The organism is Burkholderia sp. AU38729 (assembly GCF_020419725.1).
GTDB lineage: Bacteria > Pseudomonadota > Gammaproteobacteria > Burkholderiales > Burkholderiaceae > Burkholderia.
The window spans coordinates 44,103-64,251 of record NZ_JAIZQO010000003.1; the positions used below are offsets into that span (position 1 = coordinate 44,103).

A 20,149-nucleotide genomic window follows, 5' to 3' on the forward strand; every position below is an offset into this window, starting at 1 on the left:
GGCTTTTTTCATGCGACGAACAGGGGCGCGGTGGGCGCCGCGCGCCGTCAGCGCAACTGGCTCATCGCGGTGCGGTGAAACCGGATGTTCTCCAGGATCTGCTGGGTCGAGCCCTGCGGCATCTTGTTCGCGCAGAAGTAGTCCTGATAGAGCGCCGAGTGGTAGGCATTCAGTTCGCCGTTCTCGATGCGCCGCCAGTCGTTCTCGACGGTGCGGTCCCAGCCGTCGTGTTCCGAATTCAGGCCGGCGTACTGACGCCATTCGTAGGTGTCGCAACGGATGCCTTCGTAGTTCACGTTGCGCGCACCGGCCGGGCTCGTGATGACGACCGCGTAGCGCACGACGCCATCGGTGCCGACCGCCAGCGACTTCGCATCGACGAAGAACTTGAGCGGCGTGTTCTGCGATACGTTGAACGGCAGCAGGTCGCCCGTCTGCGGCAGCGGCGGCAGCGAGTCGACCGTGTTTTCCTTCCACGTGCCCTGGCGGTCCAGCAGATACACGAACTCGCTGTCATCCTTGTTGGTGGGCGTCTTCGAATTCGCGCAACCTGCCAGCGTGGCTACCGCGGCAATCGATGCGAGCGCGAGAGCAATCGCTTTCAATATGCATTCCTCGTAAAAAAAGGGCGCGACACCAAGGTCGCGCCCGGTCATGCAGTTCGATTCGTCATTTGCCGACGATCACATGGGGCGGCATCTCGTCGAGCGTGCCCGCTTCCACTTCGATCTCCGAACAGACTACCGATGTGTCGACAATCGTCAGCGTCTGCTGGGCCTGTACGCCAATGACGCGCGGATAGCGCGACAGACGCGGCCCACGCGGCTTCTCGGCTCGCTGCGCCGGGCGGCGCAGGAAGCGCGACAGTTCCGTCAGCGCCAACTGATAGACATCCCGCTTGAACTCGATCACCGCATCGAGCGGCACCCAGTACTCGTTCCAGCGCCACGCATCGAACTCCGGGTGGTCGGTCGCGCGCAAGCAAATGTCGCAATCGCGTCCAACCATCCGCAGCAGGAACCAGATCTGCTTCTGGCCGCGGTAATGACCGCGTACTTCGCGTTTAATGAACTTGTCAGGCACCTCATAACGCAACCAGTCGCGTGTGCGGCCGATTATCTTGACGTGTTCCGGGTGCAGGCCCGTTTCCTCGTGCAGTTCCCGGTACATCGCCTGCATGGGGGTCTCGCCGTACTTGATCCCACCTTGAGGAAACTGCCAGGAATGCTCGCGGAGCCGCTTGCCCCAAAACACCTCGTTGCGCGCGTTCAAGAGGATGATGCCGACGTTCGGGCGAAAGCCTTCACGATCCAGCATACAACCACCTTCGAATCCTTTAAAATTGCTTTGATTATAAACAGATAACGGGCGCTGCGCACCGTGACGGAGCGAATCCGCGCGGGGCACACCGGCTGAATTGTCCCTGATTAGTCTGCTACGTCATCTGCGCCATCGCTGTTCGTCGCGCGCAGCTTTTTCACCTTGAAACTTTTTCGGGCGCCCTGCCTGGGGGCGCCGTTTTTGGAACCGTCCGCATGAAAGCTTCCCGTTTCTTTATCGGCACCCTGAAAGAAGCACCCGCCGACGCAGAGATCGTCAGCCACAAGCTGATGGTGCGCGCCGGCATGATCCGTCGCGTCGCCGGCGGCATCTATAACTACCTGCCGGTCGGCCTGCGTTCGATTCGCAAGGTCGAGGCGATCGTGCGCGAGGAAATGAACCGGGCGGGCGCCATCGAGTTGCTGATGCCGGCCGTGCAACCCGCCGAACTGTGGCAGGAATCGGGCCGCTGGGAGCAGTACGGTCCCGAGCTGCTGCGCTTCAAGGACCGCAAGGACAACGACTTCGTGATCGGGCCGACGCACGAGGAAGTCATCACCGACATCGCGCGCAACCAGATCAAGAGCTACCGGCAGATGCCGGTGAACTTCTACCAGATCCAGACGAAGTTCCGCGACGAGATCCGTCCGCGCTTCGGCGTGATGCGCGGCCGCGAATTCATCATGAAGGACGCGTACTCGTTCGACAAGGACGCGGCCGGCCTGAACGAGTCGTATCGCAAGATGTACGACGCGTATGTGCGCATCTTCACGCGCCTCGGCCTCGAGTTCCGTGCGGTCGCGGCCGACAGCGGCTCGATCGGCGGCAACTTCTCGCACGAATTCCACGTGATCGCCGACACCGGTGAAGACGCGATCGCGTACTGCCCGACGTCCGAATTCGCGGCGAACATCGAGGCGGCCGAAGCGCTGCCGCTGATCGTCGAACGCGCGGCGCCGGCCGAAGCAATGGAGAAGGTCGCGACGCCCGGCAAGGCGAAGTGCGAAGCCGTCGCCGAGCTGCTGGCCATCCCGCTCGAGCGCACGATCAAGTCGATCGTGCTCGCGACCGACAACGAAGGCGCCGAGCCGACCATCTGGCTCGTGATGCTGCGCGGCGATCACGACCTGAACGAGATCAAGGTGTCGAAGCTGCCGGGCCTGAAGAACCACCGCTTCGCGACCGAGCAGGAAATCGTCGAGTGGTTCGGCACGCCGCCGGGCTATCTCGGCCCGGTCGGCACGAAGAAACCCGTGAAGGTGATCGCGGACCGCACGGTCGCGAACATGAGCGACTTCGTGGTCGGCGCGAACGAGGTCGACTACCACATCGCTGGCGTGAACTGGGGCCGCGACCTGCCCGAGCCGGACGTCGCCGACGTGCGCAACGTGAAGAAGGGCGACCCGTCGCCGGACGGCAAGGGTGTGATCGATATCTGCCGCGGCATCGAGGTCGGCCACGTGTTCCAGCTCGGCACCAAGTATTCGGAAGCGATGGGTGCGACGTTCCTCGACGAGTCGGGCAAGCCGCAGCCGATGCTGATGGGCTGCTACGGCGTCGGCGTCACGCGCATTCTCGGCGCGGCGATCGAACAGAACTTCGACGACCGCGGCATCATCTGGCCCGAGTCGATCGCGCCGTTCGAAGTCGTGCTGTGCCCGATGGGCTATGACCGCAGCGACATGGTGCGCGAGACCGCCGACAAGCTGTACGCGGAACTCGTCGCAGCCGGCATCGACGTGATCCTCGACGATCGCGGCGAGCGCCCGGGCGTGATGTTCGCCGACTGGGAACTGATCGGCGTGCCGCATCGCCTGGTGATCGGCGAGCGCGGCCTGAAGGAAGGCAAGATCGAGTATCAGGGCCGCCGCGACGCCGAAGCGACGCTGCTGCCGGCCGACGCGGCTGCGGCGACGGTCGCGGAGAAGATCCGCGCCGCGCTCGCGCGCTAAGCGCACCGACCGGGGAACGCGGTGGAATACACCTTCCTGTCGGCCACCGTGCTCCTGGTGCTGATCACCGATCCGCTCGGCAATATCCCGCTGTTCATTTCGGCGATGCGGGATGTGCCGCGCGAGCGGCGCGTGAAGCTGATCCTGCGCGAAGTGGGGATCGCGTTCGTGATCCTGCTGTTCTTCATGCTGGTCGGCGACCGTTTCCTGCGGATGATGAGCCTCACCGACCTGTCGCTGCGGCTCGGCGGCGGGATCGTGCTGTTCCTGATCGCGCTGCGGATGATCTTTCCGCATCCGGACGGCGCGCTCGGCAACGATCCGCGTGCGGGCGGCGAGCCGTTCATCGTGCCGCTCGCGATTCCGGCGCTCGCCGGGCCGTCCGCGCTCGCGACGGTGATGCTGCTGACGTCGCAGGGGCCCGGCAAGATGCTCGAGTGGGTCGGCGCGCTGACGGTCACGATGATCGTCTGCGCGGTGACGCTGGTGCTGGCCGAGCGGATCCAGCAATGGATCGGCGAGCGGACCGTCGCGGCGTTCGAGCGGCTGATGGGCCTCGTGCTCGTCGCGATTTCGGTCGAGATGATGCTGGGCGGCGTCCGCGCGTTCGTGCACCAGCTGTAGGGCGGGGCGGCGCACACCCAAGACGCCGAAAAAAAGCGGCGCTCCGGGAAACCGGAGCGCCGCTTTCTATTTATATAGTGCGGAGCGGGGTGCTCAGACGTTCGTGGTCAGCGCACGGATCGTCGGCAGGTTGCGCCAGTAGCCCTTCGCATCCATCCCGCAGCCGAACACGTAGCGGTCCGGCACCGCGAAGCCGCAGAAGTCGGGGTGCAGCGGCTTGGCCTTCGCGAGCGTCTTCTCGCACAGCACGGCCGACATGAAGCGCTTGGCGCCCATGTCGAGAATGCGGTCGCGGATCGCGGCCATCGTCTCGCCTTCGTCGAGGATGTCGTCGAGCACGAGCACGATCCGGTCCTTCACCGATTCGCGCGGCGCGACGCGCCAGTGCATCTCCGGGCTGCCCTGCGTCGTGTTGCGGTAGCGGGTCAGGTGGATGTAGTCGAATTCCAGCGGGAAATCGAGGTGCGGCAGCAGCATCCCGGTAAACACCGCGGCGCCGCCCATCACCGAGAGAACGAGCGGGAACGCGTCGCCGATCTCGGCGCGGATCGCATCGGCCATCTTGGAGATCGACGCGTTGACGGCGTCCGCCGAGACGATCTCTTCGGAGTGGTTGAAAATGTGGAGGGCTTCTTCGCGGTTCATGTGTTCTGGCGGGCAGTCGGTATACAAATAAGAATGAAGCAGAACGGCCGCCGCGCGCTACAGCAAAAACCCGCGCGCCGGCCGATGGGCGGAATCAGCGCATGCCGGGCATCATGCCCTTCAGGCCGCGCATCATCTTCTGCATGTTGCCGCCCTTCAGCTTCTTCATCATCGTACGCATCTGGTCGTACTGGTTCAGCATCCGGTTGACTTCCTGCACCGGCACGCCCGCGCCGGCTGCAATGCGGCGCTTGCGCGTCGCCTTGATGATCTCGGGTTTCGCGCGCTCGGCCGGCGTCATCGAGCTGATGATGCCTTCCATCCGGCGGATCGACTTCTCGGCCTGGCCCATGTCGGCGCCGGCCGCCGCCTGCTGGAACTGCGCAGGGAGCTTATCCATCAGCGACGACAGGCCGCCCATGTTCTTCATCTGCGAGATCTGCGCGCGGAAATCGTTCAGGTCGAAGTCGCCGCCTTTCTTGACCTTGTCGGCGAGCTTCTGCGCGGCCTGCACGTCGACGCCGCGCTGCGCCTCCTCGACGAGCGCGAGGATGTCGCCCATGCCGAGGATCCGGTTCGCCATCCGGTCGGGGTGGAACACCTCGAGGCCGTCGAGCTTCTCGGCGACACCGACGAACTTGATCGGCTTGCCCGTGACGTGACGCACCGACAGCGCGGCGCCGCCGCGCGAGTCGCCGTCGAGCTTGGTCAGCACGACGCCGGTGAGCGGCAGCGTGTCGTTGAACGCCTTCGCGGTGTTGACCGCGTCCTGGCCGAGCATCGCGTCGACGACGAACAGCGTTTCGGCCGGCTTCAGCGTGCCGTGCAGCGCGGCGATTTCCTGCATCATCGCCTCGTCGATGCCGAGGCGGCCGGCCGTATCGACGATCAGCACGTCGTGGTAGTGGCGCTTCGCCCAGTCGACGGCCGCGATCGCGATGTCGACGGGCTTCTGGTCCGGCGTGGACGGGAAGAAGTCGGCGCCGACCTGTTCGCTCACCGTTTTCAGCTGCATGATTGCGGCCGGGCGATACACGTCGCACGACACGGTCAGCACCTTCTTCTTGTACTTCTCGCGCAGCAGCTTCGCGAGCTTGCCGGCGGTCGTGGTCTTGCCCGCGCCTTGCAGGCCGGCCATCAGGATCACGGCGGGCGGCGTGACCGCGAGGTTCAGCTCGGCGGCCTTGCCTTCGTAGTCGCCGCCGATCACGGCGGTCAGTTCCTTCTGGACCACGCCGACCAGCGCCTGACCCGGCGACAGGCTGCTGATCACTTCTTCGCCGAGCGCCTTTTCCTTGACCTTGGCGATGAATTCGCGGACGACCGGCAGCGAAACGTCGGCCTCCAGCAGGGCGAGACGCACCTCGCGGAGCATCTCCTGCGTGTTCGCCTCGGTAAGCCGGGCCTCGCCGCGCAGCGTCTTGACGACGCGCGCCATCCGTTGAGTGAGATTGTCGAGCATGGGGAGCGATGGACAGTGGGGCCCGAAGGCGCGGCGGAACCGAACAAAGGGAGCCGTCGCGGGAAGGGGGCCTAGTGTAAACTTCGAACATGGATATTGTACTGTATGCCCTCACCGCATTCCTGTACGGCGGCCTCGCCGTCGCAGGCTGGCGCACGCACCGCCAGGGCGCGACGCCGCTCGTCGCGAGCGTGCCGGCCGTGCCGGTTCCCGCGTCCGCCGCGTCCGGGATGAGCGGGGCCGGCCGCGCGCTGCTGTTCGCCGCGCTGGTCGCGCACGGCGTGCTGCTCCACATGACGATCTTTCCGAACGACGCGATGGTGTTCGGCTTCGCATTCGCGCTGTCCGCGATGTTCTGGCTCGGCGCCGGCATCTACTGGATCGAGAGCTTCTTCTTCCCGCTCGACAGCCTGCGCCTGCTGGTACTGCCGCTCGCGTGCGGCGCGTCGCTGCTGCCGCTCGTGTTCGGCGGCGTGCGGGTGCTACCTTATGCCGCAGCGCCGCTGTTCAAGCTGCATTTCCTGATCGCGAACATCGCATACGGCCTGTTCGCGATCGCGGCGCTGCACGCGGTCCTGATGCTGATGGTCGAGCGGCGCCTGCAGTCGCTGAGGAGCGGCGGGCGCGACGGCTCGACGGGCTGGATCGCGAGCTGGCTCGAGACGCTGCCGCCGCTGCTCACGCTCGAGAAGCTGCTGTTCCGCCTGATCGGCGCCGGCTTCGTGCTGCTCACGCTGACGCTCGCGTCGGGCATCCTGTTCAGCGAGCAGGTCGACGCGCGCGCGCTGCGCCTCGACCACAAGACGGTATTCGCGATCCTGTCGTGGCTGATGTTCGGCGGCCTGCTGATCGCCCGCAAGACGTCGGGCTGGCGTGGCCGCGGTGCCGCGCGCTGGGTGCTCGTGTCGTTCGCCGCGCTGCTGCTCGCGTATGTCGGCAGCCGGTTCGTTTTCGAGGTGCTGCTGCACCGTTCCGTGGTTTGAACGCAGGTTTCCGATGCGACAGATTCTTCTCCTGATTCTTCTCTTCTTCGCGGGCTCGTGGATCGCGCGCAAGCTGCGCCAGGCCCAGGAGCACGCGCAGGCGCGCACCGGCCGCGGCGCCGGTTACGACGGCATGCCCGGCGCCGGCGGCGCGGGTTCGGGGCGCCCGAACGGCGACGCGCGGGCGCTGCCCGAGCCGATGGTGCGCTGCGCCGAATGCGGCGTGCATGCGCCGAAGGGCGACGCCGTCGCCGCGGGCGGTGAATACTTCTGCAGTGCCGAGCACGCGCAGCGCCACGCCGCGCGGTCGAGCGGTCGCGACGCACGATGAGCGACGCGCAGGTGCTGTCGGTCGACACGCACGGCTGGGTGCGCGAAGCGCGCCATGCGCCGTCGCCGAACTTCGAGGTGCGGCCCGCGGGCGCGGTGCCGACCCTCGTGGTCGTCCACAACATCAGCCTGCCGCCCGGCGAATTCGGCGGTGACGCGATCGAGGCGCTGTTCCTGAATCGTCTCGACTGCGATGCGCACCCCTATTACCAGAGCCACCTGCGCGACGTGCGCGTGTCCGCGCACTTCCTGATCCGCCGCAACGGCGAACTCGTGCAGTTCGTGTCGTGCGACGAGCGTGCGTGGCATGCGGGCTCGTCCGAGTTCTTCGGCCGGGCGCGCTGCAATGATTTCTCGATCGGCATCGAGCTCGAGGGCGCGGACGACGTGCCGTTCGACGACGCGCAGTACGCCATGCTCGCCGCGCTCTCCCGCGCGCTCGCGGCACGCTACCCGGTCGACGCATTCGCGGGGCACTCGGACGTCGCGCCGGGCCGCAAGACCGACCCGGGCCCGCATTTCGATTGGCAACGCTTTGCGAGCGATGCCGGTTTTTCCGCCGAATACTTTCCTTTCCGTCAGCACTGATCGCAGGGTTTTTGAGGGCGCGAAATTTTTTTTCCCGACCAATGCCTTGTCGCGTCTGAGCCTGCGCGGGGTGGGGGTGATGTCAATACCTTCAGCGCAAATTATCCATTTTGATGTCCTCCGAATGTCCACTATACTTGGTGCCAGTTGAGCAGTTCTGCACTAGATATAGTGTGTGTCGCAGGGGAAACCCGAGCGGCACCGGCCGGCGGGCAACGCCGGCGGACAGGGTTCTCAGGGCGGCGCGTCAGGCCGGGCGGTCCGGGCGTCGCGATCAGCGCAGCGAACATCGACGGGGCAGGGTACACATGACGAAGCACACGACCGGATCGGTTGTCGCGCATCGACCGAACCGGCTTCCCCGGCGCATCGCTCGCCTCTTACCGCTCGCGCACCGCGTTGCGCAGCGTTCGTTTTAATCCGCGGTTCTCTCCGCACCATCCAACACCAGGAGCTTTGCACATGCAAACCACCGACAACGCGACGTCCCAGTACGAGAGCGCCTCGAGCCGTCCGCTCGGCGGGACCGAACAGGGCGCGAAGGCGCTCGCGCCGCAGGCCACGTTCGCCGACTACAAGGTGATCCGCCGCAACGGCAGCGTCGTCTCGTTCGAACCTTCGAAGATCGCGATTGCGGTGACCAAGGCTTTCCTGGCCGTCAATGGCGGGCAGGGCGCGGCATCGGCGCGCGTACGCGAGCAGGTCGAGCAACTGACGCACAACGTCGTGCGCGCGCTCGTGCGCAGCCGCCCGAACGGCGGTACGTTCCATATCGAAGACATCCAGGACCAGGTCGAACTCGCGCTGATGCGCGGCGGCGAGCACAACGTCGCGCGTGCGTACGTGCTGTATCGCGAGAAGCGTCACCTCGAGCGCCAGCATGCGGGCGAGGACGCAGCGGCAGCCGGCGGCGAGGCGAGCACCGGCATCAACGTCGTCGACAACGGCGTCACGCGCCCGCTCGACCTGAACGCGCTGCGCGCGCTGATCGTGTCGGCATGCGACGGCCTCGGCGCTGCGGTTAACCCTGATCCGATCGTCGCCGAGACGGTGAAGAACCTGTACGACGGCGTGCCGATGAGCCAGGTCTACGACTCGGCGATCCTGGCTGCGCGCACGATGATCGAGAAGGATCCGGCATACAGCCAGGTTACGTCGCGCATCCTGCTGCACACGATCCGTCGCGAAATCCTCGGCGAGGAAGTGGTGCAGGCCGAGATGTCGACCCGCTACGCGGAATACTTCCCGCAGTTCCTGAAGCGCGGCGTCGACGCCGGCCTGCTCGACGACAAGCTGCTGCAGTTCGACCTGAAGCGCCTCGGCGAAGCGCTCGACGCGAACCGCGATCTGCAGTTCGGCTATCTCGGCCTGCAGACGCTGTACGACCGCTACTTCCTGCACGTCGAAGGCACCCGCATCGAAATGCCGCAGGCCTTCTTCATGCGCGTCGCGATGGGCCTGTCGCTGAACGAGATCGACCGCGAAACGCGCGCGATCGAGTTCTACAACGTGCTGTCCAGCTTCGACTTCATGAGCTCGACGCCGACGCTGTTCAACTCGGGCACGCACCGCTCGCAGCTGTCGTCGTGCTACCTGACGACCGTCGCGGACGATCTCGACGGCATCTATGAAGCGCTGAAGGAAAACGCGCTGCTGTCGAAGTTCGCCGGAGGCCTGGGCAACGACTGGACGCGCGTGCGTGCACTCGGCTCGCATATCAAGGGCACGAACGGCAAGTCGCAAGGCGTGGTTCCGTTCCTGAAGGTCGTCAACGACACGGCCGTCGCGGTCAACCAGGGCGGCAAGCGCAAGGGCGCGGTCTGCGCGTACCTCGAATCGTGGCACCTCGACATCGAGGAGTTCCTGGAGCTGCGCAAGAACACGGGCGACGATCGCCGCCGCACGCACGACATGAACACGGCGAACTGGATTCCCGACCTGTTCATGAAGCGCGTGATGGAAGGTGCCGACTGGACGCTGTTCTCGCCGTCGACCTGCCCGGACCTGCACGACAAGTTCGGCGCGGAATTCGAGGCGGCTTACACGGCTTACGAAGACAAGGTCGCGCGCGGCGAGATCAAGCTGTTCAAGAAGATCCCGGCGGCGCAACTGTGGCGCAAGATGCTCGGCATGCTGTTCGAGACGGGCCACCCGTGGATCACGTTCAAGGATCCGTGCAACATCCGCTCGCCGCAGCAGCACGTCGGCGTCGTCCATTCGTCGAACCTGTGCACGGAAATCACGCTGAACACGAGCGACACCGAAATCGCGGTGTGCAACCTCGGCTCCGTGAACCTCGTCGCCCACCTGGTGAAGCAGGCCGACGGCAGCTACGCGCTCGATCACGACAAGCTGAAGCGCACGATCAGCGTCGCGATGCGCATGCTCGACAACGTGATCGACATCAACTACTACGCGGTGGCGAAGGCGCGTAACTCGAACCTGAAGCACCGCCCGGTCGGCATGGGCATCATGGGTTTCCAGGACTGCCTGCACCTGCTGCGCACGCCGTACGCGTCGGAAGCGGCCGTCGAGTTTGCCGACCGTTCGATGGAAGCGGTCTGCTACTACGCCTACCACGCGTCGACCGAGCTGGCCGAGGAGCGCGGCCGCTACTCGAGCTACCGCGGTTCGCTGTGGGATCGCGGCATCCTCCCGCAGGACACGCTGAAGCTGCTCGCTGAAGCGCGTGGCGGTTACGTCGAAGTCGACACGTCCGAATCGCTCGACTGGACGTCGCTGCGTTCGCGGATCGCCACGCACGGCATGCGCAACTCGAACTGCGTCGCGATCGCGCCGACGGCGACGATCTCGAACATCATCGGCGTGTCGGCCTGTATCGAGCCGACCTTCCAGAACCTGTACGTGAAGTCGAACCTGTCGGGCGAATTCACGGTGGTGAACGAGTACCTGGTGCGCGACCTGAAGGAACGCGGCCTGTGGGACGAAGTGATGGTCGCCGACCTGAAGTACTTCGACGGCATGCTGTCGCGCATCGACCGCATCCCGGCCGACCTGCGCGCGATCTACGCGACCGCGTTCGAAGTCGACCCGACGTGGCTGGTCGAAGCGGCATCGCGTCGCCAGAAGTGGATCGACCAGGCGCAGTCGCTGAACATCTACATGGGCGGCGCGTCGGGCAAGAAGCTCGACGAGGTCTACAAGCTCGCATGGCTGCGTGGCCTGAAGACGACCTACTACCTCCGCACGATGGCGGCGACGCACGTCGAGAAGTCGACGGTCGCACACGGCGCGCTGAACGCCGTGCCGACGGGCGGCGGCTCGAGCAGCGGCGGCGCGCAAGGCACGGCCGGCGGCTTCGGTGCGGCAGGCGGCGCAGCATCGTCGTCGGGTGCAGTCGACGCGGCACCGGCACTCGCGCCGGTCGAGGCAGATGGTCCGGTGTGCACGATGCGTCCGGGCGATCCTGGCTTCGACGAATGCGAAGCGTGCCAGTAACGCAGTGCGCCTGACCTGGGAAGCAGGTCAGCGCGGCGCACACGACGACCGATCGAGGTTGAAGTGTGCGCCGCTCTCAACTAAAAAAATGATAAGGAATCTGTAACGCGGCACCTGCGTTGCAGGCAGTGACAAGCGATCGAAACATCCCCGACGACGTCGCGTTTCGATCAGCGTTCGATGCGTCGAGCGCACCTCGCGATACACGCGCGACGCACATCGCGCGCTGCATGAACGACGATGCGTTGCTCAAAGTGTTGTATCGAGGTCGCAACGCGAATCGAAAAAAGGATTTTTCGTGAGCGAACCCTTTTATCGCTCAGGAAAAGATGGTACAAACCGTTCTAAATTGATGGTGAGAATTTATGCTCAACTGGGATGAAGAGAAGACTGCCGTAACTCCCGCGAGCGGAGCGCAGCAAAACGCGATGCGCACCTCCGCAGGAACGGCTGTCGGACTGCAGGCTGCAACGCCTGCCGCCCATCAGGTCCGCGACATTTTCGAAGGCGATCTTGCGGTGCCCCCGCAAGCATCGGCTGTTCCCGCCGGCGGTTCGGAAGCGCGGGTCAATGTCGCCGACAAGCGCATCATCAACGGCCAGACTGACGTCAATCAGCTGGTGCCGTTCAAGTACAAGTGGGCGTGGGAAAAGTATCTGGCCGGTTGCGCGAACCACTGGATGCCGCAGGAAATCAACATGTCCCGCGACATCGCTCTGTGGAAGGACCCGAACGGTCTGACCGAGGACGAGCGCCGCATCGTGAAGCGCAACCTCGGCTTCTTCGTGACGGCCGATTCGCTCGCGGCAAACAACATCGTGCTCGGCACGTACCGCCACATCACGGCGCCCGAGTGCCGGCAGTTCCTGCTGCGCCAGGCGTTCGAAGAGGCGATCCACACGCACGCGTACCAATACATTGTCGAATCGCTCGGTCTCGACGAAGGCGAGATCTTCAACGCGTACCACGAGGTCACGTCGATCCGCGCGAAGGACGAATTCCTGATCCCGTTCATCCACACGCTGACGGATCCGGCCTTCAAGACCGGCACGCTCGAAGCGGATCAGAAGCTGCTGAAGTCGCTGATCGTGTTCGCCTGCATCATGGAAGGCCTGTTCTTCTATGTCGGGTTTACGCAGATCCTCGCGCTCGGCCGCCAGAACAAGATGACGGGTGCTGCAGAGCAATATCAGTACATCCTGCGCGACGAGTCGATGCACTGCAACTTCGGCATCGACCTGATCAACCAGATCAAGCTCGAGAATCCGCATCTCTGGACCGCCGAATTCCGCGCCGAGATCCGCGAGCTGTTCAAGCAGGCTGTCGAACTCGAATACCGCTACGCCGAGGACACGATGCCGCGCGGCGTGCTGGGTCTGAACGCGTCGATGTTCAAGAGCTATCTGCGCTTCATCAGCAACCGTCGTTGCCAGCAGATCGGCCTCGATCCGCTGTACCCGAACGAGGAAAACCCGTTCCCGTGGATGAGCGAGATGATCGACCTGAAGAAGGAGCGCAACTTCTTCGAGACGCGTGTGATCGAGTATCAGACGGGCGGCGCGCTGTCCTGGGAATAACCCGCAGCAGCGAACCCGTCACATGATGGAACAGCCGGCGGCCTCTCGGCCCCGGCTCAAGGTTTAGGAGCAAGAACGCCTGATGCAAAGCATGCCCGGTGCCTTAACGGCACGACGACACGACAGGCACTTTGCGAACCCTTCAGTGGGATGGGCAAACTTCCCTCCGGAAAAAGCGGACGGCCGTGTGGCGGTCCGCTTGATCAAGCGATTAGGGGTAGCGGCGCGAGGTGCGCCGGCTACCGACTTGATTTGGCGCGCGAGGCCGGGTGGTCACGCGCGCCATACCGTATTCATTAGCGTAAGCGCGTGGTATCCGCGTACGCCGATGAATAGCCCGCTTCGAAGCGCACGTCCTGAACAGCGTCCGCGGGAAGCGGGTTTTGACGAAGGGTGTAGTTTGAACTGACTCTCATCTGAACCTGAAGGAGAACAACATGGCACTTGCCAAGAAGAAACCGGCTGCAAAGAAGGCCGCAGTGAAGAAGGTCGCTGCGAAGAAGGCTGCTGCTCCGGCGAAGAAGGCCGTTGCAGTGAAGAAGGTTGCTGCGAAGAAGGTCGCGGTGAAGAAGGTTGCCGCGAAGAAGGCAGCACCGGCGAAGAAGGCCGCAGTGAAGAAGGTTGCTGCGAAGAAGGTCGCAACGAAGAAGGTTGCCGCCAAGAAGGTCGCGGTGAAGAAGGTTGCCGCGAAGAAGGCAGCACCGGCGAAGAAGGCCGCAGCGAAGAAGGTTGCCGCCAAGAAAGTCGCAGTGAAGAAGGTTGCTGCGAAGAAGGCCGCACCGGCTAAGAAGGCTGCTGCGAAGAAGGCCGCGCCGGCGAAGAAGGCTGCTGCGAAGAAGGCTGCGCCTGCGAAGAAGGCTGCCGCGAAGAAGGCTGCGCCTGCTGCGAAGAAGGCTGCCCCTGCGAAGAAGGCCGCTGCTCCGGCGAAGAAGGCTGCCGCTGCTGCTCCGGCTGCGGCTCCGGCGAAGAAGGCTGCGGCTCCGAAGAAGGCTGCTGCTCCGAAGAAGGCCGTCGTGAAGAAGGCTGCGCCGGCAACGACCGCGTCGACCGCATCGGTTGCACCGGCATCGGGCGTGAAGACCGCGCTCAACCCGGCAGCGGCATGGCCGTTCCCGACCGGCAGCCGTCCGTAATCGAGGCTGACCTGCACCACCCGGACACTCACGTGGTGTCCGCGGGTTGAGTAGCGCTACTCAATCAGTCCCGCCATCTGGCTCAGGTGGCGGGATTTTTTTCGTCCGTCCTTGCCGGTGTGCCCGCATACCGGACGCCCGTACGCGGGACGCCCGTGCGCCGGCTGCGGCGAGTACGGACGAAAAAAAAACGCATGTGCAGCTTCGCACATGCGTTCGACCGCGGCTTGCGCCGCGCGCTGAGGTACCTGTTAGTGCGTGACGCGCGTGACGCCGCCGCTCGACAGCAGTCGCACGCGTTCGCCGGCGCGGAACGCTTCGCCGCTTGCAGCCTGCGTGATCGAGCGCAGATCGCCGTTGTCGAGGCGCACGGTGATTTCGACACCGTTCGCCGTGCTGAGGTTTTCGCCGACCGCGTTGCCCGCGACCGCGCCGACGAGGCCGCCGGCGATCGCGGTCAGGATCGACCCCTTGCCGCCGCCGATCGCGCTGCCTGCCACTGCGCCGAGGGCGCCGCCGCCGAGCGTGCCGATCGCGCTGCCGCCGCCGTCGGACTGGATGCGCACCGCGCGGACGCTTTCGACCGTGCCCATGCGGACAGTCTGTTCGCGCTGCGCCTGGCCGACGCTATAGACATCCGCCGAACCGGGTGCGGTGAAGCAACCGGTGAGCGTCAGCGAGGCCGTCAGCATGGCCGCGAGCGTGAGGGTCTTTTTCGTCAACATCTTTGCTCTCCCACAAAATTCATTTGAGACTGTAACCGAATGCAGTCTCGAAGCGCGCGTCGATTTCGGCGCGCGTCAGTACGTAAGTCTGGGGCCCCTGGTGGGCGATCTTGATCGAGCCCATCAGGCTCGCGAGGCGGCCCGTGGTTGCCCAGTCGAGGCCATGCTCGACGCCGTACAGCAAGCCACCCCGGAAGGCATCGCCGCAGCCGGTCGGATCGGAGATCCGCTCGGCCGGCACGACCGGAATCTGCTCCGTGCCCTGTTTGTGGCGGATAGTCGCGCCTTGCTCGCCACGCGTGATGACGAGGGCGTCGACCCGGCTGGCGATTTCATCTTCGGACCATCCCGTCTTGTCGCTCACCAGCTTGGCCTCGTAGTCGTTGACCGCTACATAGGTCGCAAGTTCAATGCTGCGGCGCAGCGTCGCACCGTCGAACAGCGGCAGGCCCTGGCCCGGATCGAACACGAACGGCACGCCGGCCTTGGCGAGTTCTTCCACGTGCTGCACCATCCCGTCGAAGCCGTCGGGGCCGACGATCGCGAGCTTGATGCCCGGCGCGTCGCCCGCGTGGTTCAGGTGCGACTGCATCATCGCGCCCGGGTGGAACGCCGTGATCTGGTTGTTGTCGAGATCGGTCGTGATCATCGCCTGCGCGGTATACGTGTCGGGCAGTACGCGAACGTGGTCGCGGCGCAGGCCGAGCTGGTCGAGCCGGTCGAGATACGGCTGCGCGTCGAGCGCGCCGATCGTCCCCATGATGCGCGCATCGCCGCCGAGCAGGTGCAGCGCGTACGCGATGTTGCCCGCGCAGCCGCCGAATTCGCGGCGCATCGTCGGCACCAGGAAGCTCAGGTTGATGAGGTGCACCTGGTCGGGCAGGATGTGCTCGCGGAACCGCCCCTCGAAGGTCATGATGGAATCGTAGGCGATCGAGCCGCAAATCAACGTAGCCAAGGTGTGCGTTCCTGTAGAAATGAGGAACCCTGCGCGACAACGCCGCGCGAAAGGCGCGGCGCGGCAGGGGAAAGCGAAAGAAAGCTTACTTCAGTGCGGCGAGCGCGGCATCGTAGTTCGGCTCGTCCTTGATTTCGCCGACGAGTTCCGCGTGGATCACCTTGTCCTGCGCGTCGAGCACGACGACCGCACGTGCGGTCAGGCCGTTCAGCGGGCCGCTCGTCACGTCGACGCCGTACGCGTTCGCGAACGCGCGGCCGGTGCGGAACGTCGAAGCCGTCACGACATTATCGAGGCCTTCGGTCGTGCAGAAGCGCGTCGCGGCGAATGGCAGGTCGGCGGACACGACGACGACAACCGTGTTGTCGAGCGACGATGCGGCTTGGTTGAACTTGCGGGTCGACGTCGCGCAGGTCGGCGTGTCGAGGCTCGGGACGATGTTCAGCACCTTGCGCTTGCCGGCGAAGCTGGCGAGCGACAGGTCGGCGAGGTCCTTGCCGACCAGCTTGAAATCGGCGCCTTGCGCGCCGACGGCCGGGAACGTGCCGGCGAGATCGATCGGGTTGCCACCCAGCGTAACTTTGCTCATGTTCGTGCTCCGAAATAGCGCGCCGCTCGGGCGCGCGGGTTGAGACGGGCGCGCAGGCGCGCGCCGCGACGCGTCACGGATAGAAAATCTGGACGCGGAAATTCGAGGCGGGTGTGCCGCTCGTTTCGACGCGGACGACCATCGTCTGCGTCGTGCCGGGCGGCAGCCCGGCGTCGATCGGCGTGCCCGGGCGCACGTAGTCGCGCGGCGCGAGTACGCGGCGCACAGTCACGTGGTTGGTGTCGTCGAGCAGCGTCAGCTCGAGCGACGGGTAGGCGAGTGCGACGCGGTAGCGGTTCGTCAGCGGCACCTTCAGCTCGAGCTCGCGCGGGCCGTCGAGCTGGCGCAGGTCGGTCGCGTCGAGCCGCAGGCCGTCGATCGCGCGCGGCGGCGCAACCGTGCAGCCGAGCGGCGCGCAGGCCTGCCGGAACCAGCCCTGCGTGACGGGCCAGTAGATCATCAGCGTTTCGCGCTGCCACCATGCGAGTTGTCCGACGAGCAGCACGGCGAGCGCGGCAGCGACGAGGCCGCCGAAAAAGCCGCCGAGCATGCCGCGCCGCTGCGGCGCGCGCGTTTCGCGCGTGACGGCGAAATGCGGACGATCGTCGTCGGTCAGCGCAGCGGGGAAGGGGGCGGCCGGCGCGTGGGTCGTGGCGGCGGGCGTCTCGTCGTGCCGGGTGGTGCCGGAGTCGGGCTCGGACCCGGCTTCGGTGACGGCTGGCGCAGGCGCGAACGCAAAGCGCGGTTCGCGCGGCGCGCGTTCGTCGTCCTGCACGGCGAAGTGCGCGGTTCCGACGGGTTCGGCGGCGTCGCGAGCGGTCTCTGCGTCCGACGGAAGGTGCGCGACGAAGCGGGGCTCACGCGGATCGTGTTCGACGGGCGCGGCCGATGGTTCGGTATCCTGCGGCGTTTGCGTTTGCGTTTGCGTCCGAAGCGATTCGGCCGGCTGTTCGACGGCAGCGGACGGGGCCAGCTCGGCCGGGGAGGGCGCGAACGGTGCGGGCGTACCCGACAGGTGCACGACGCCGGCTTCGATGGACGGAAGGGCAAGCGGGATCAGCGGCTCGGTGCGCACGGTCCGCACGCTGTGCTGCAGCGACGGGTCGACGCCGGCATCGAGCCACGGCGCCCACATGTCCCAGCCTTCCGGCTTGTAATCGGTGTCGGAAGGTGACCCGGCCGGCGCCTCGGCAGCGAACAGCCGAGGCGGGGCCGGATGATGCGCATCACCGTCATCCTGCGCGGCAGCCGGTTCGGTCAGGACCGGCTCGGGCTGCTGCGCGTACTCGGGAACGAGCGACTCGGATGCGTTGAAGACTTCGTGGCAATGCCCGCAGCGCACGAGCCCTTGATGCAGCGAGAGCTGTTCCTGCTGCAGCCGGAAGACGGTTTCGCAATGAGGGCAGCGCGTCGCAAGAAGCATGTCGAGCCGGGCGGCCTGCTGGCCAGAGTGAAGGACAGCGCTATTCTAATGGCTTTCGCGGCGGGTTCCGGCGAGGCATACCCAACCTTCGTGCTCACGCCAGACCGAGATGTCGACATAGCGTGCGTAGACGGCCGCCACTTCGTCCGCCTGGCGCGCGAGCACGCCTGACAGCGCGATGCGCCCGCCCGGCTTGACCTTCGAGGCGAGCATCGACGCCATCAGCTTCAGCGGATTCGACAGGATGTTCGCGACGACGACGTCGAATTCACCGTCCGGGCACGCATCGGGCAGCCCGTACGTGACTTCCGCACGGTTGCGTTCGCTGTTCTGCCGCGCCGATTCGACTGCCTGCGGATCGATGTCGATGCCGATGACGGGGTTCGCCCCGCATTTCTTCGCGAGGATCGCGAGAATGCCCGAGCCGCAGCCGTAGTCGAGCACCGACTGGCCGGGCTTCACCGACTGCTCGAGCCATTCCATGCACAGGCGCGTGGTCGGGTGGCTGCCGGTGCCGAAGGCGAGGCCCGGATCGAGTTCGAGGATGAGCGCGTCGGGATCGGGCGCATCGTGCCACGACGGCACGACCCAGATCCGCTCGCCGATCGGGATCGGCTCGAACTGCGATTGCGTGAGACGCACCCAGTCCTGCTCTTCGACTTCGCGGACGGTGAACGCCGGCGTCTCGGCGACGCCGATCTCGTTCGCGGCCGCCGCGAGCAGCACGGCCGGCTCATGGTCGGCCGCGAGCAGCGCGACCACGCGCGAGTGCTGCCACGCGGTGCGGTCGGGCACGAGGCCCGGCTCGCCGAAGAGCGGCTGTTCGTCGGGCGTGTCGGCGTCGGCATCCTCGACCGACACCGACAGCGCGCCGAGTTCGAGCAGCGCGTCGGACAGCGCCTCCGCATGCTCACGGGCCAGTTCGACGACGAGTTCGCGATAGCTCATGCTTACGCTTCTTCCGGTGCGACCTGCTGCTTCTGGGCGAGCCGGTTTTCGAGGTAGTGGATGCTGGTGCCGCCTTCGACGAACTTCGAGTCGATCATCAGCTCACGGTGCAGCGGGATGTTGGTCTGGATGCCTTCGACGACCATTTCCGACAGCGCGATGCGCATCCGGCTGATCGCCTGCTCGCGCGTCGCGCCGTAGGTGATCAGCTTGCCGATCATCGAATCATAGTTCGGCGGCACGAAATAGCCATTGTAGGCGTGCGAATCGACGCGCACGCCGGGGCCGCCCGGCGTGTGCCACGACGTGATCCGGCCCGGGGACGGCGTGAACTTGAACGGATCTTCCGCGTTGATCCGGCATTCGATCGCATGACCGCGGAACTGGATGTCGCGCTGGCGCAGCGTGAGCTTCTCGCCGGCCGCGATGCGGATCTGTTCCTGCACGATGTCGACGCCCGTGATCAGCTCCGATACGGGGTGTTCGACCTGCACGCGCGTGTTCATCTCGATGAAGTAGAACTCGCCGTTTTCGTACAGGAATTCGAACGTGCCCGCACCGAGGTAGCCCATCTTCTTGCAGGCGTCCGCGCAGCGGTCGCCGATGCGGTCGATCAGGCGGCGCGGAATGCCGGGTGCCGGCGCTTCCTCGATCACCTTCTGGTGGCGGCGCTGCATCGAGCAATCGCGCTCGCCGAGCCAGATCGCGTTCTTGTACGCGTCGGACAGCACCTGGATTTCGATGTGGCGCGGGTTCTCGAGGAACTTCTCCATGTACACCTGCGGGTTGCCGAACGCACGGCCGGCTTCCTCGCGGGTCATGTTGACCGCGTTGACGAGCGCGGCCTCGGTGTGCACGACGCGCATCCCGCGCCCGCCACCGCCGCCTGCCGCCTTGATGATGACCGGATAGCCGATCGCGCGTGCAATCTTGACGATCTCCTTCGGATCGTCCGGCAACGCGCCTTCCGAGCCCGGCACGCACGGCACGCCGGTCTTGATCATCGTCTGCTTCGCGGTGACCTTGTCACCCATCATGCGGATCGTTTCCGGGCGCGGGCCGATGAACGTGAAGCCCGACTGCTCGACACGTTCCGCGAAATCGGCGTTCTCCGACAGGAAGCCGTAGCCGGGGTGGATCGCCTCGGCATCGGTGACTTCCGCGGCGCTGATCAGCGCCGGCATGTTCAGGTAGCTCAGGTTCGACGGGGCCGGGCCGATACAGACGGCTTCGTCCGCGAGGCGCACGTACTTGGCTTCCTTGTCGGCTTCCGAGTAGACGACCACCGTCTTGACGCCGAGCTCACGGCACGCACGCTGGATGCGCAGCGCGATTTCACCGCGGTTGGCAATGAGGATTTTTTCAAACATAGCGAGTATTCGTCTCTTCGAGGGGCGCGCGAACGGCGCCTGGCGGGCATCGGCGGCGCGCGG

General features: G+C 65.5%; 19 protein-coding genes. 9 read left to right on the forward strand and 10 right to left on the reverse strand.

Translation table 11 applies throughout. The features are described 5' to 3' along the window. Positions 1 to 47: 47 nt before the first annotated feature. Both LGM56_RS09110 and LGM56_RS09115 read right to left on the reverse strand, forming a co-directional pair. Positions 48 to 656, reverse strand: coding sequence for a CNP1-like family protein (locus LGM56_RS09110; protein WP_089424437.1), 609 nt, complete (start codon positions 654 to 656; stop codon positions 48 to 50). 13 nt (positions 657 to 669) lie between these two features. Then, positions 670 to 1,317, reverse strand: a complete 648-nt coding sequence (locus LGM56_RS09115) for an RNA pyrophosphohydrolase (RefSeq protein WP_069247070.1) — start codon at positions 1,315 to 1,317, stop codon at positions 670 to 672. 218 nt (positions 1,318 to 1,535) lie between these two features. Here LGM56_RS09115 and LGM56_RS09120 point away from each other — a divergent pair, with 218 nt between their 5' ends. Together LGM56_RS09120 and LGM56_RS09125 are read left to right on the forward strand one after the other, a co-directional pair. Continuing rightward, positions 1,536 to 3,272, forward strand: a complete 1,737-nt coding sequence (locus tag LGM56_RS09120; protein WP_226204273.1) for a proline--tRNA ligase — start codon at positions 1,536 to 1,538, stop codon at positions 3,270 to 3,272. A gap of 21 nt (positions 3,273 to 3,293) precedes the next feature. Then, a complete protein-coding gene (locus LGM56_RS09125) occupies positions 3,294 to 3,896 on the forward strand; it encodes a MarC family protein (protein WP_011350864.1) in 603 nt (200 codons plus the stop codon). Between the two features lie 93 nt (positions 3,897 to 3,989). Here LGM56_RS09125 and LGM56_RS09130 read toward each other — a convergent pair whose 3' ends face one another. Together LGM56_RS09130 and ffh are read right to left on the reverse strand one after the other, a co-directional pair. Beyond that, positions 3,990 to 4,541: a hypoxanthine-guanine phosphoribosyltransferase gene (locus LGM56_RS09130; RefSeq protein ID WP_089424439.1), complete on the reverse strand. Its 552-nt coding sequence runs from the start codon at positions 4,539 to 4,541 to the stop codon at positions 3,990 to 3,992. A gap of 94 nt (positions 4,542 to 4,635) precedes the next feature. Further along, on the reverse strand, positions 4,636 to 6,003 hold the full coding sequence (gene ffh, locus LGM56_RS09135; RefSeq protein ID WP_089424440.1) for a signal recognition particle protein: 1,368 nt from the start codon (positions 6,001 to 6,003) through the stop codon (positions 4,636 to 4,638). A gap of 89 nt (positions 6,004 to 6,092) precedes the next feature. On the opposite strand from ffh, the gene LGM56_RS09140 reads away from it, so the two are divergent. The 7 genes from LGM56_RS09140 (at position 6,093) to LGM56_RS09170 (ending at position 14,073) form a co-directional block, all read left to right on the forward strand. Then, positions 6,093 to 6,986, forward strand: coding sequence for an inner membrane protein YpjD (locus tag LGM56_RS09140; RefSeq protein WP_089494055.1), 894 nt, complete (start codon positions 6,093 to 6,095; stop codon positions 6,984 to 6,986). Positions 6,987 to 6,999: 13 nt separating this feature from the next. Beyond that, positions 7,000 to 7,317: a PP0621 family protein gene (locus LGM56_RS09145; protein WP_089430577.1), complete on the forward strand. Its 318-nt coding sequence runs from the start codon at positions 7,000 to 7,002 to the stop codon at positions 7,315 to 7,317. Next, positions 7,314 to 7,904 carry a 1,6-anhydro-N-acetylmuramyl-L-alanine amidase AmpD gene (ampD, locus tag LGM56_RS09150; protein ID WP_089494056.1) on the forward strand — a complete coding sequence of 197 codons (591 nt, stop codon included), beginning with the start codon at positions 7,314 to 7,316 and terminating at the stop codon, positions 7,902 to 7,904. Before LGM56_RS09145 ends, ampD begins: the two co-directional genes overlap by 4 nt. A gap of 462 nt (positions 7,905 to 8,366) precedes the next feature. Further along, positions 8,367 to 11,363 (forward strand): ribonucleoside-diphosphate reductase subunit alpha, encoded by a 2,997-nt coding sequence (locus LGM56_RS09155; protein WP_226204275.1) that lies wholly within the window; start codon positions 8,367 to 8,369, stop codon positions 11,361 to 11,363. A gap of 365 nt (positions 11,364 to 11,728) precedes the next feature. Then, positions 11,729 to 12,940, forward strand: a complete 1,212-nt coding sequence (locus LGM56_RS09160) for a ribonucleotide-diphosphate reductase subunit beta (RefSeq protein WP_039353057.1) — start codon at positions 11,729 to 11,731, stop codon at positions 12,938 to 12,940. Positions 12,941 to 13,022: 82 nt separating this feature from the next. Next, positions 13,023 to 13,349, forward strand: coding sequence for a hypothetical protein (locus tag LGM56_RS09165; protein WP_076841698.1), 327 nt, complete (start codon positions 13,023 to 13,025; stop codon positions 13,347 to 13,349). Positions 13,350 to 13,377: 28 nt separating this feature from the next. Then, positions 13,378 to 14,073, forward strand: coding sequence for a histone H1-like DNA-binding protein (locus tag LGM56_RS09170; RefSeq protein WP_226204278.1), 696 nt, complete (start codon positions 13,378 to 13,380; stop codon positions 14,071 to 14,073). 251 nt (positions 14,074 to 14,324) lie between these two features. Here the strand turns inward: LGM56_RS09170 and LGM56_RS09175 are convergent, their stop codons facing one another. The 6 genes from LGM56_RS09175 to accC all read right to left on the reverse strand — a co-directional run bounded on the left by LGM56_RS09175 (position 14,325) and on the right by accC (position 20,086). After that, positions 14,325 to 14,798, reverse strand: coding sequence for a glycine zipper 2TM domain-containing protein (locus tag LGM56_RS09175; protein WP_021161893.1), 474 nt, complete (start codon positions 14,796 to 14,798; stop codon positions 14,325 to 14,327). Between the two features lie 19 nt (positions 14,799 to 14,817). Beyond that, positions 14,818 to 15,756, reverse strand: a complete 939-nt coding sequence (locus LGM56_RS09180) for a carbohydrate kinase family protein (RefSeq protein WP_226204280.1) — start codon at positions 15,754 to 15,756, stop codon at positions 14,818 to 14,820. Between the two features lie 85 nt (positions 15,757 to 15,841). Further along, entirely contained in the window at positions 15,842 to 16,345 is a 504-nt protein-coding gene (gene tpx, locus LGM56_RS09185) for a thiol peroxidase (protein ID WP_226204282.1), read from the reverse strand. 73 nt (positions 16,346 to 16,418) lie between these two features. Then, positions 16,419 to 17,768 (reverse strand): zinc-ribbon and DUF3426 domain-containing protein, encoded by a 1,350-nt coding sequence (locus LGM56_RS09190; protein ID WP_226204284.1) that lies wholly within the window; start codon positions 17,766 to 17,768, stop codon positions 16,419 to 16,421. Positions 17,769 to 17,813: 45 nt separating this feature from the next. Beyond that, positions 17,814 to 18,716: a 50S ribosomal protein L11 methyltransferase gene (gene prmA, locus LGM56_RS09195; protein ID WP_226204286.1), complete on the reverse strand. Its 903-nt coding sequence runs from the start codon at positions 18,714 to 18,716 to the stop codon at positions 17,814 to 17,816. A gap of 2 nt (positions 18,717 to 18,718) precedes the next feature. Further along, complete coding sequence (gene accC / locus LGM56_RS09200) at positions 18,719 to 20,086, reverse strand: acetyl-CoA carboxylase biotin carboxylase subunit (protein ID WP_021161890.1); 1,368 nt, start codon at positions 20,084 to 20,086, stop codon at positions 18,719 to 18,721. Positions 20,087 to 20,149: the final 63 nt, after the last annotated feature.

Coding starts and splice junctions, on each gene's coding strand:
- LGM56_RS09110 (WP_089424437.1), bottom strand. CDS start 656: ATGACCGGGCGCGACCTTGGTGTCGCGCCCTTTTTTTACGAGGAATGC.
- LGM56_RS09115 (WP_069247070.1), bottom strand. CDS start 1,317: ATGCTGGATCGTGAAGGCTTTCGCCCGAACGTCGGCATCATCCTCTTG.
- LGM56_RS09120 (WP_226204273.1), top strand. CDS start 1,536: ATGAAAGCTTCCCGTTTCTTTATCGGCACCCTGAAAGAAGCACCCGCC.
- LGM56_RS09130 (WP_089424439.1), bottom strand. CDS start 4,541: ATGAACCGCGAAGAAGCCCTCCACATTTTCAACCACTCCGAAGAGATC.
- ffh (WP_089424440.1), bottom strand. CDS start 6,003: ATGCTCGACAATCTCACTCAACGGATGGCGCGCGTCGTCAAGACGCTG.
- LGM56_RS09140 (WP_089494055.1), top strand. CDS start 6,093: ATGGATATTGTACTGTATGCCCTCACCGCATTCCTGTACGGCGGCCTC.
- LGM56_RS09145 (WP_089430577.1), top strand. CDS start 7,000: ATGCGACAGATTCTTCTCCTGATTCTTCTCTTCTTCGCGGGCTCGTGG.
- ampD (WP_089494056.1), top strand. CDS start 7,314: ATGAGCGACGCGCAGGTGCTGTCGGTCGACACGCACGGCTGGGTGCGC.
- LGM56_RS09155 (WP_226204275.1), top strand. CDS start 8,367: ATGCAAACCACCGACAACGCGACGTCCCAGTACGAGAGCGCCTCGAGC.
- LGM56_RS09160 (WP_039353057.1), top strand. CDS start 11,729: ATGCTCAACTGGGATGAAGAGAAGACTGCCGTAACTCCCGCGAGCGGA.
- LGM56_RS09165 (WP_076841698.1), top strand. CDS start 13,023: ATGCAAAGCATGCCCGGTGCCTTAACGGCACGACGACACGACAGGCAC.
- LGM56_RS09170 (WP_226204278.1), top strand. CDS start 13,378: ATGGCACTTGCCAAGAAGAAACCGGCTGCAAAGAAGGCCGCAGTGAAG.
- LGM56_RS09175 (WP_021161893.1), bottom strand. CDS start 14,798: ATGTTGACGAAAAAGACCCTCACGCTCGCGGCCATGCTGACGGCCTCG.
- tpx (WP_226204282.1), bottom strand. CDS start 16,345: ATGAGCAAAGTTACGCTGGGTGGCAACCCGATCGATCTCGCCGGCACG.
- LGM56_RS09190 (WP_226204284.1), bottom strand. CDS start 17,768: ATGCTTCTTGCGACGCGCTGCCCTCATTGCGAAACCGTCTTCCGGCTG.
- prmA (WP_226204286.1), bottom strand. CDS start 18,716: ATGAGCTATCGCGAACTCGTCGTCGAACTGGCCCGTGAGCATGCGGAG.
- accC (WP_021161890.1), bottom strand. CDS start 20,086: ATGTTTGAAAAAATCCTCATTGCCAACCGCGGTGAAATCGCGCTGCGC.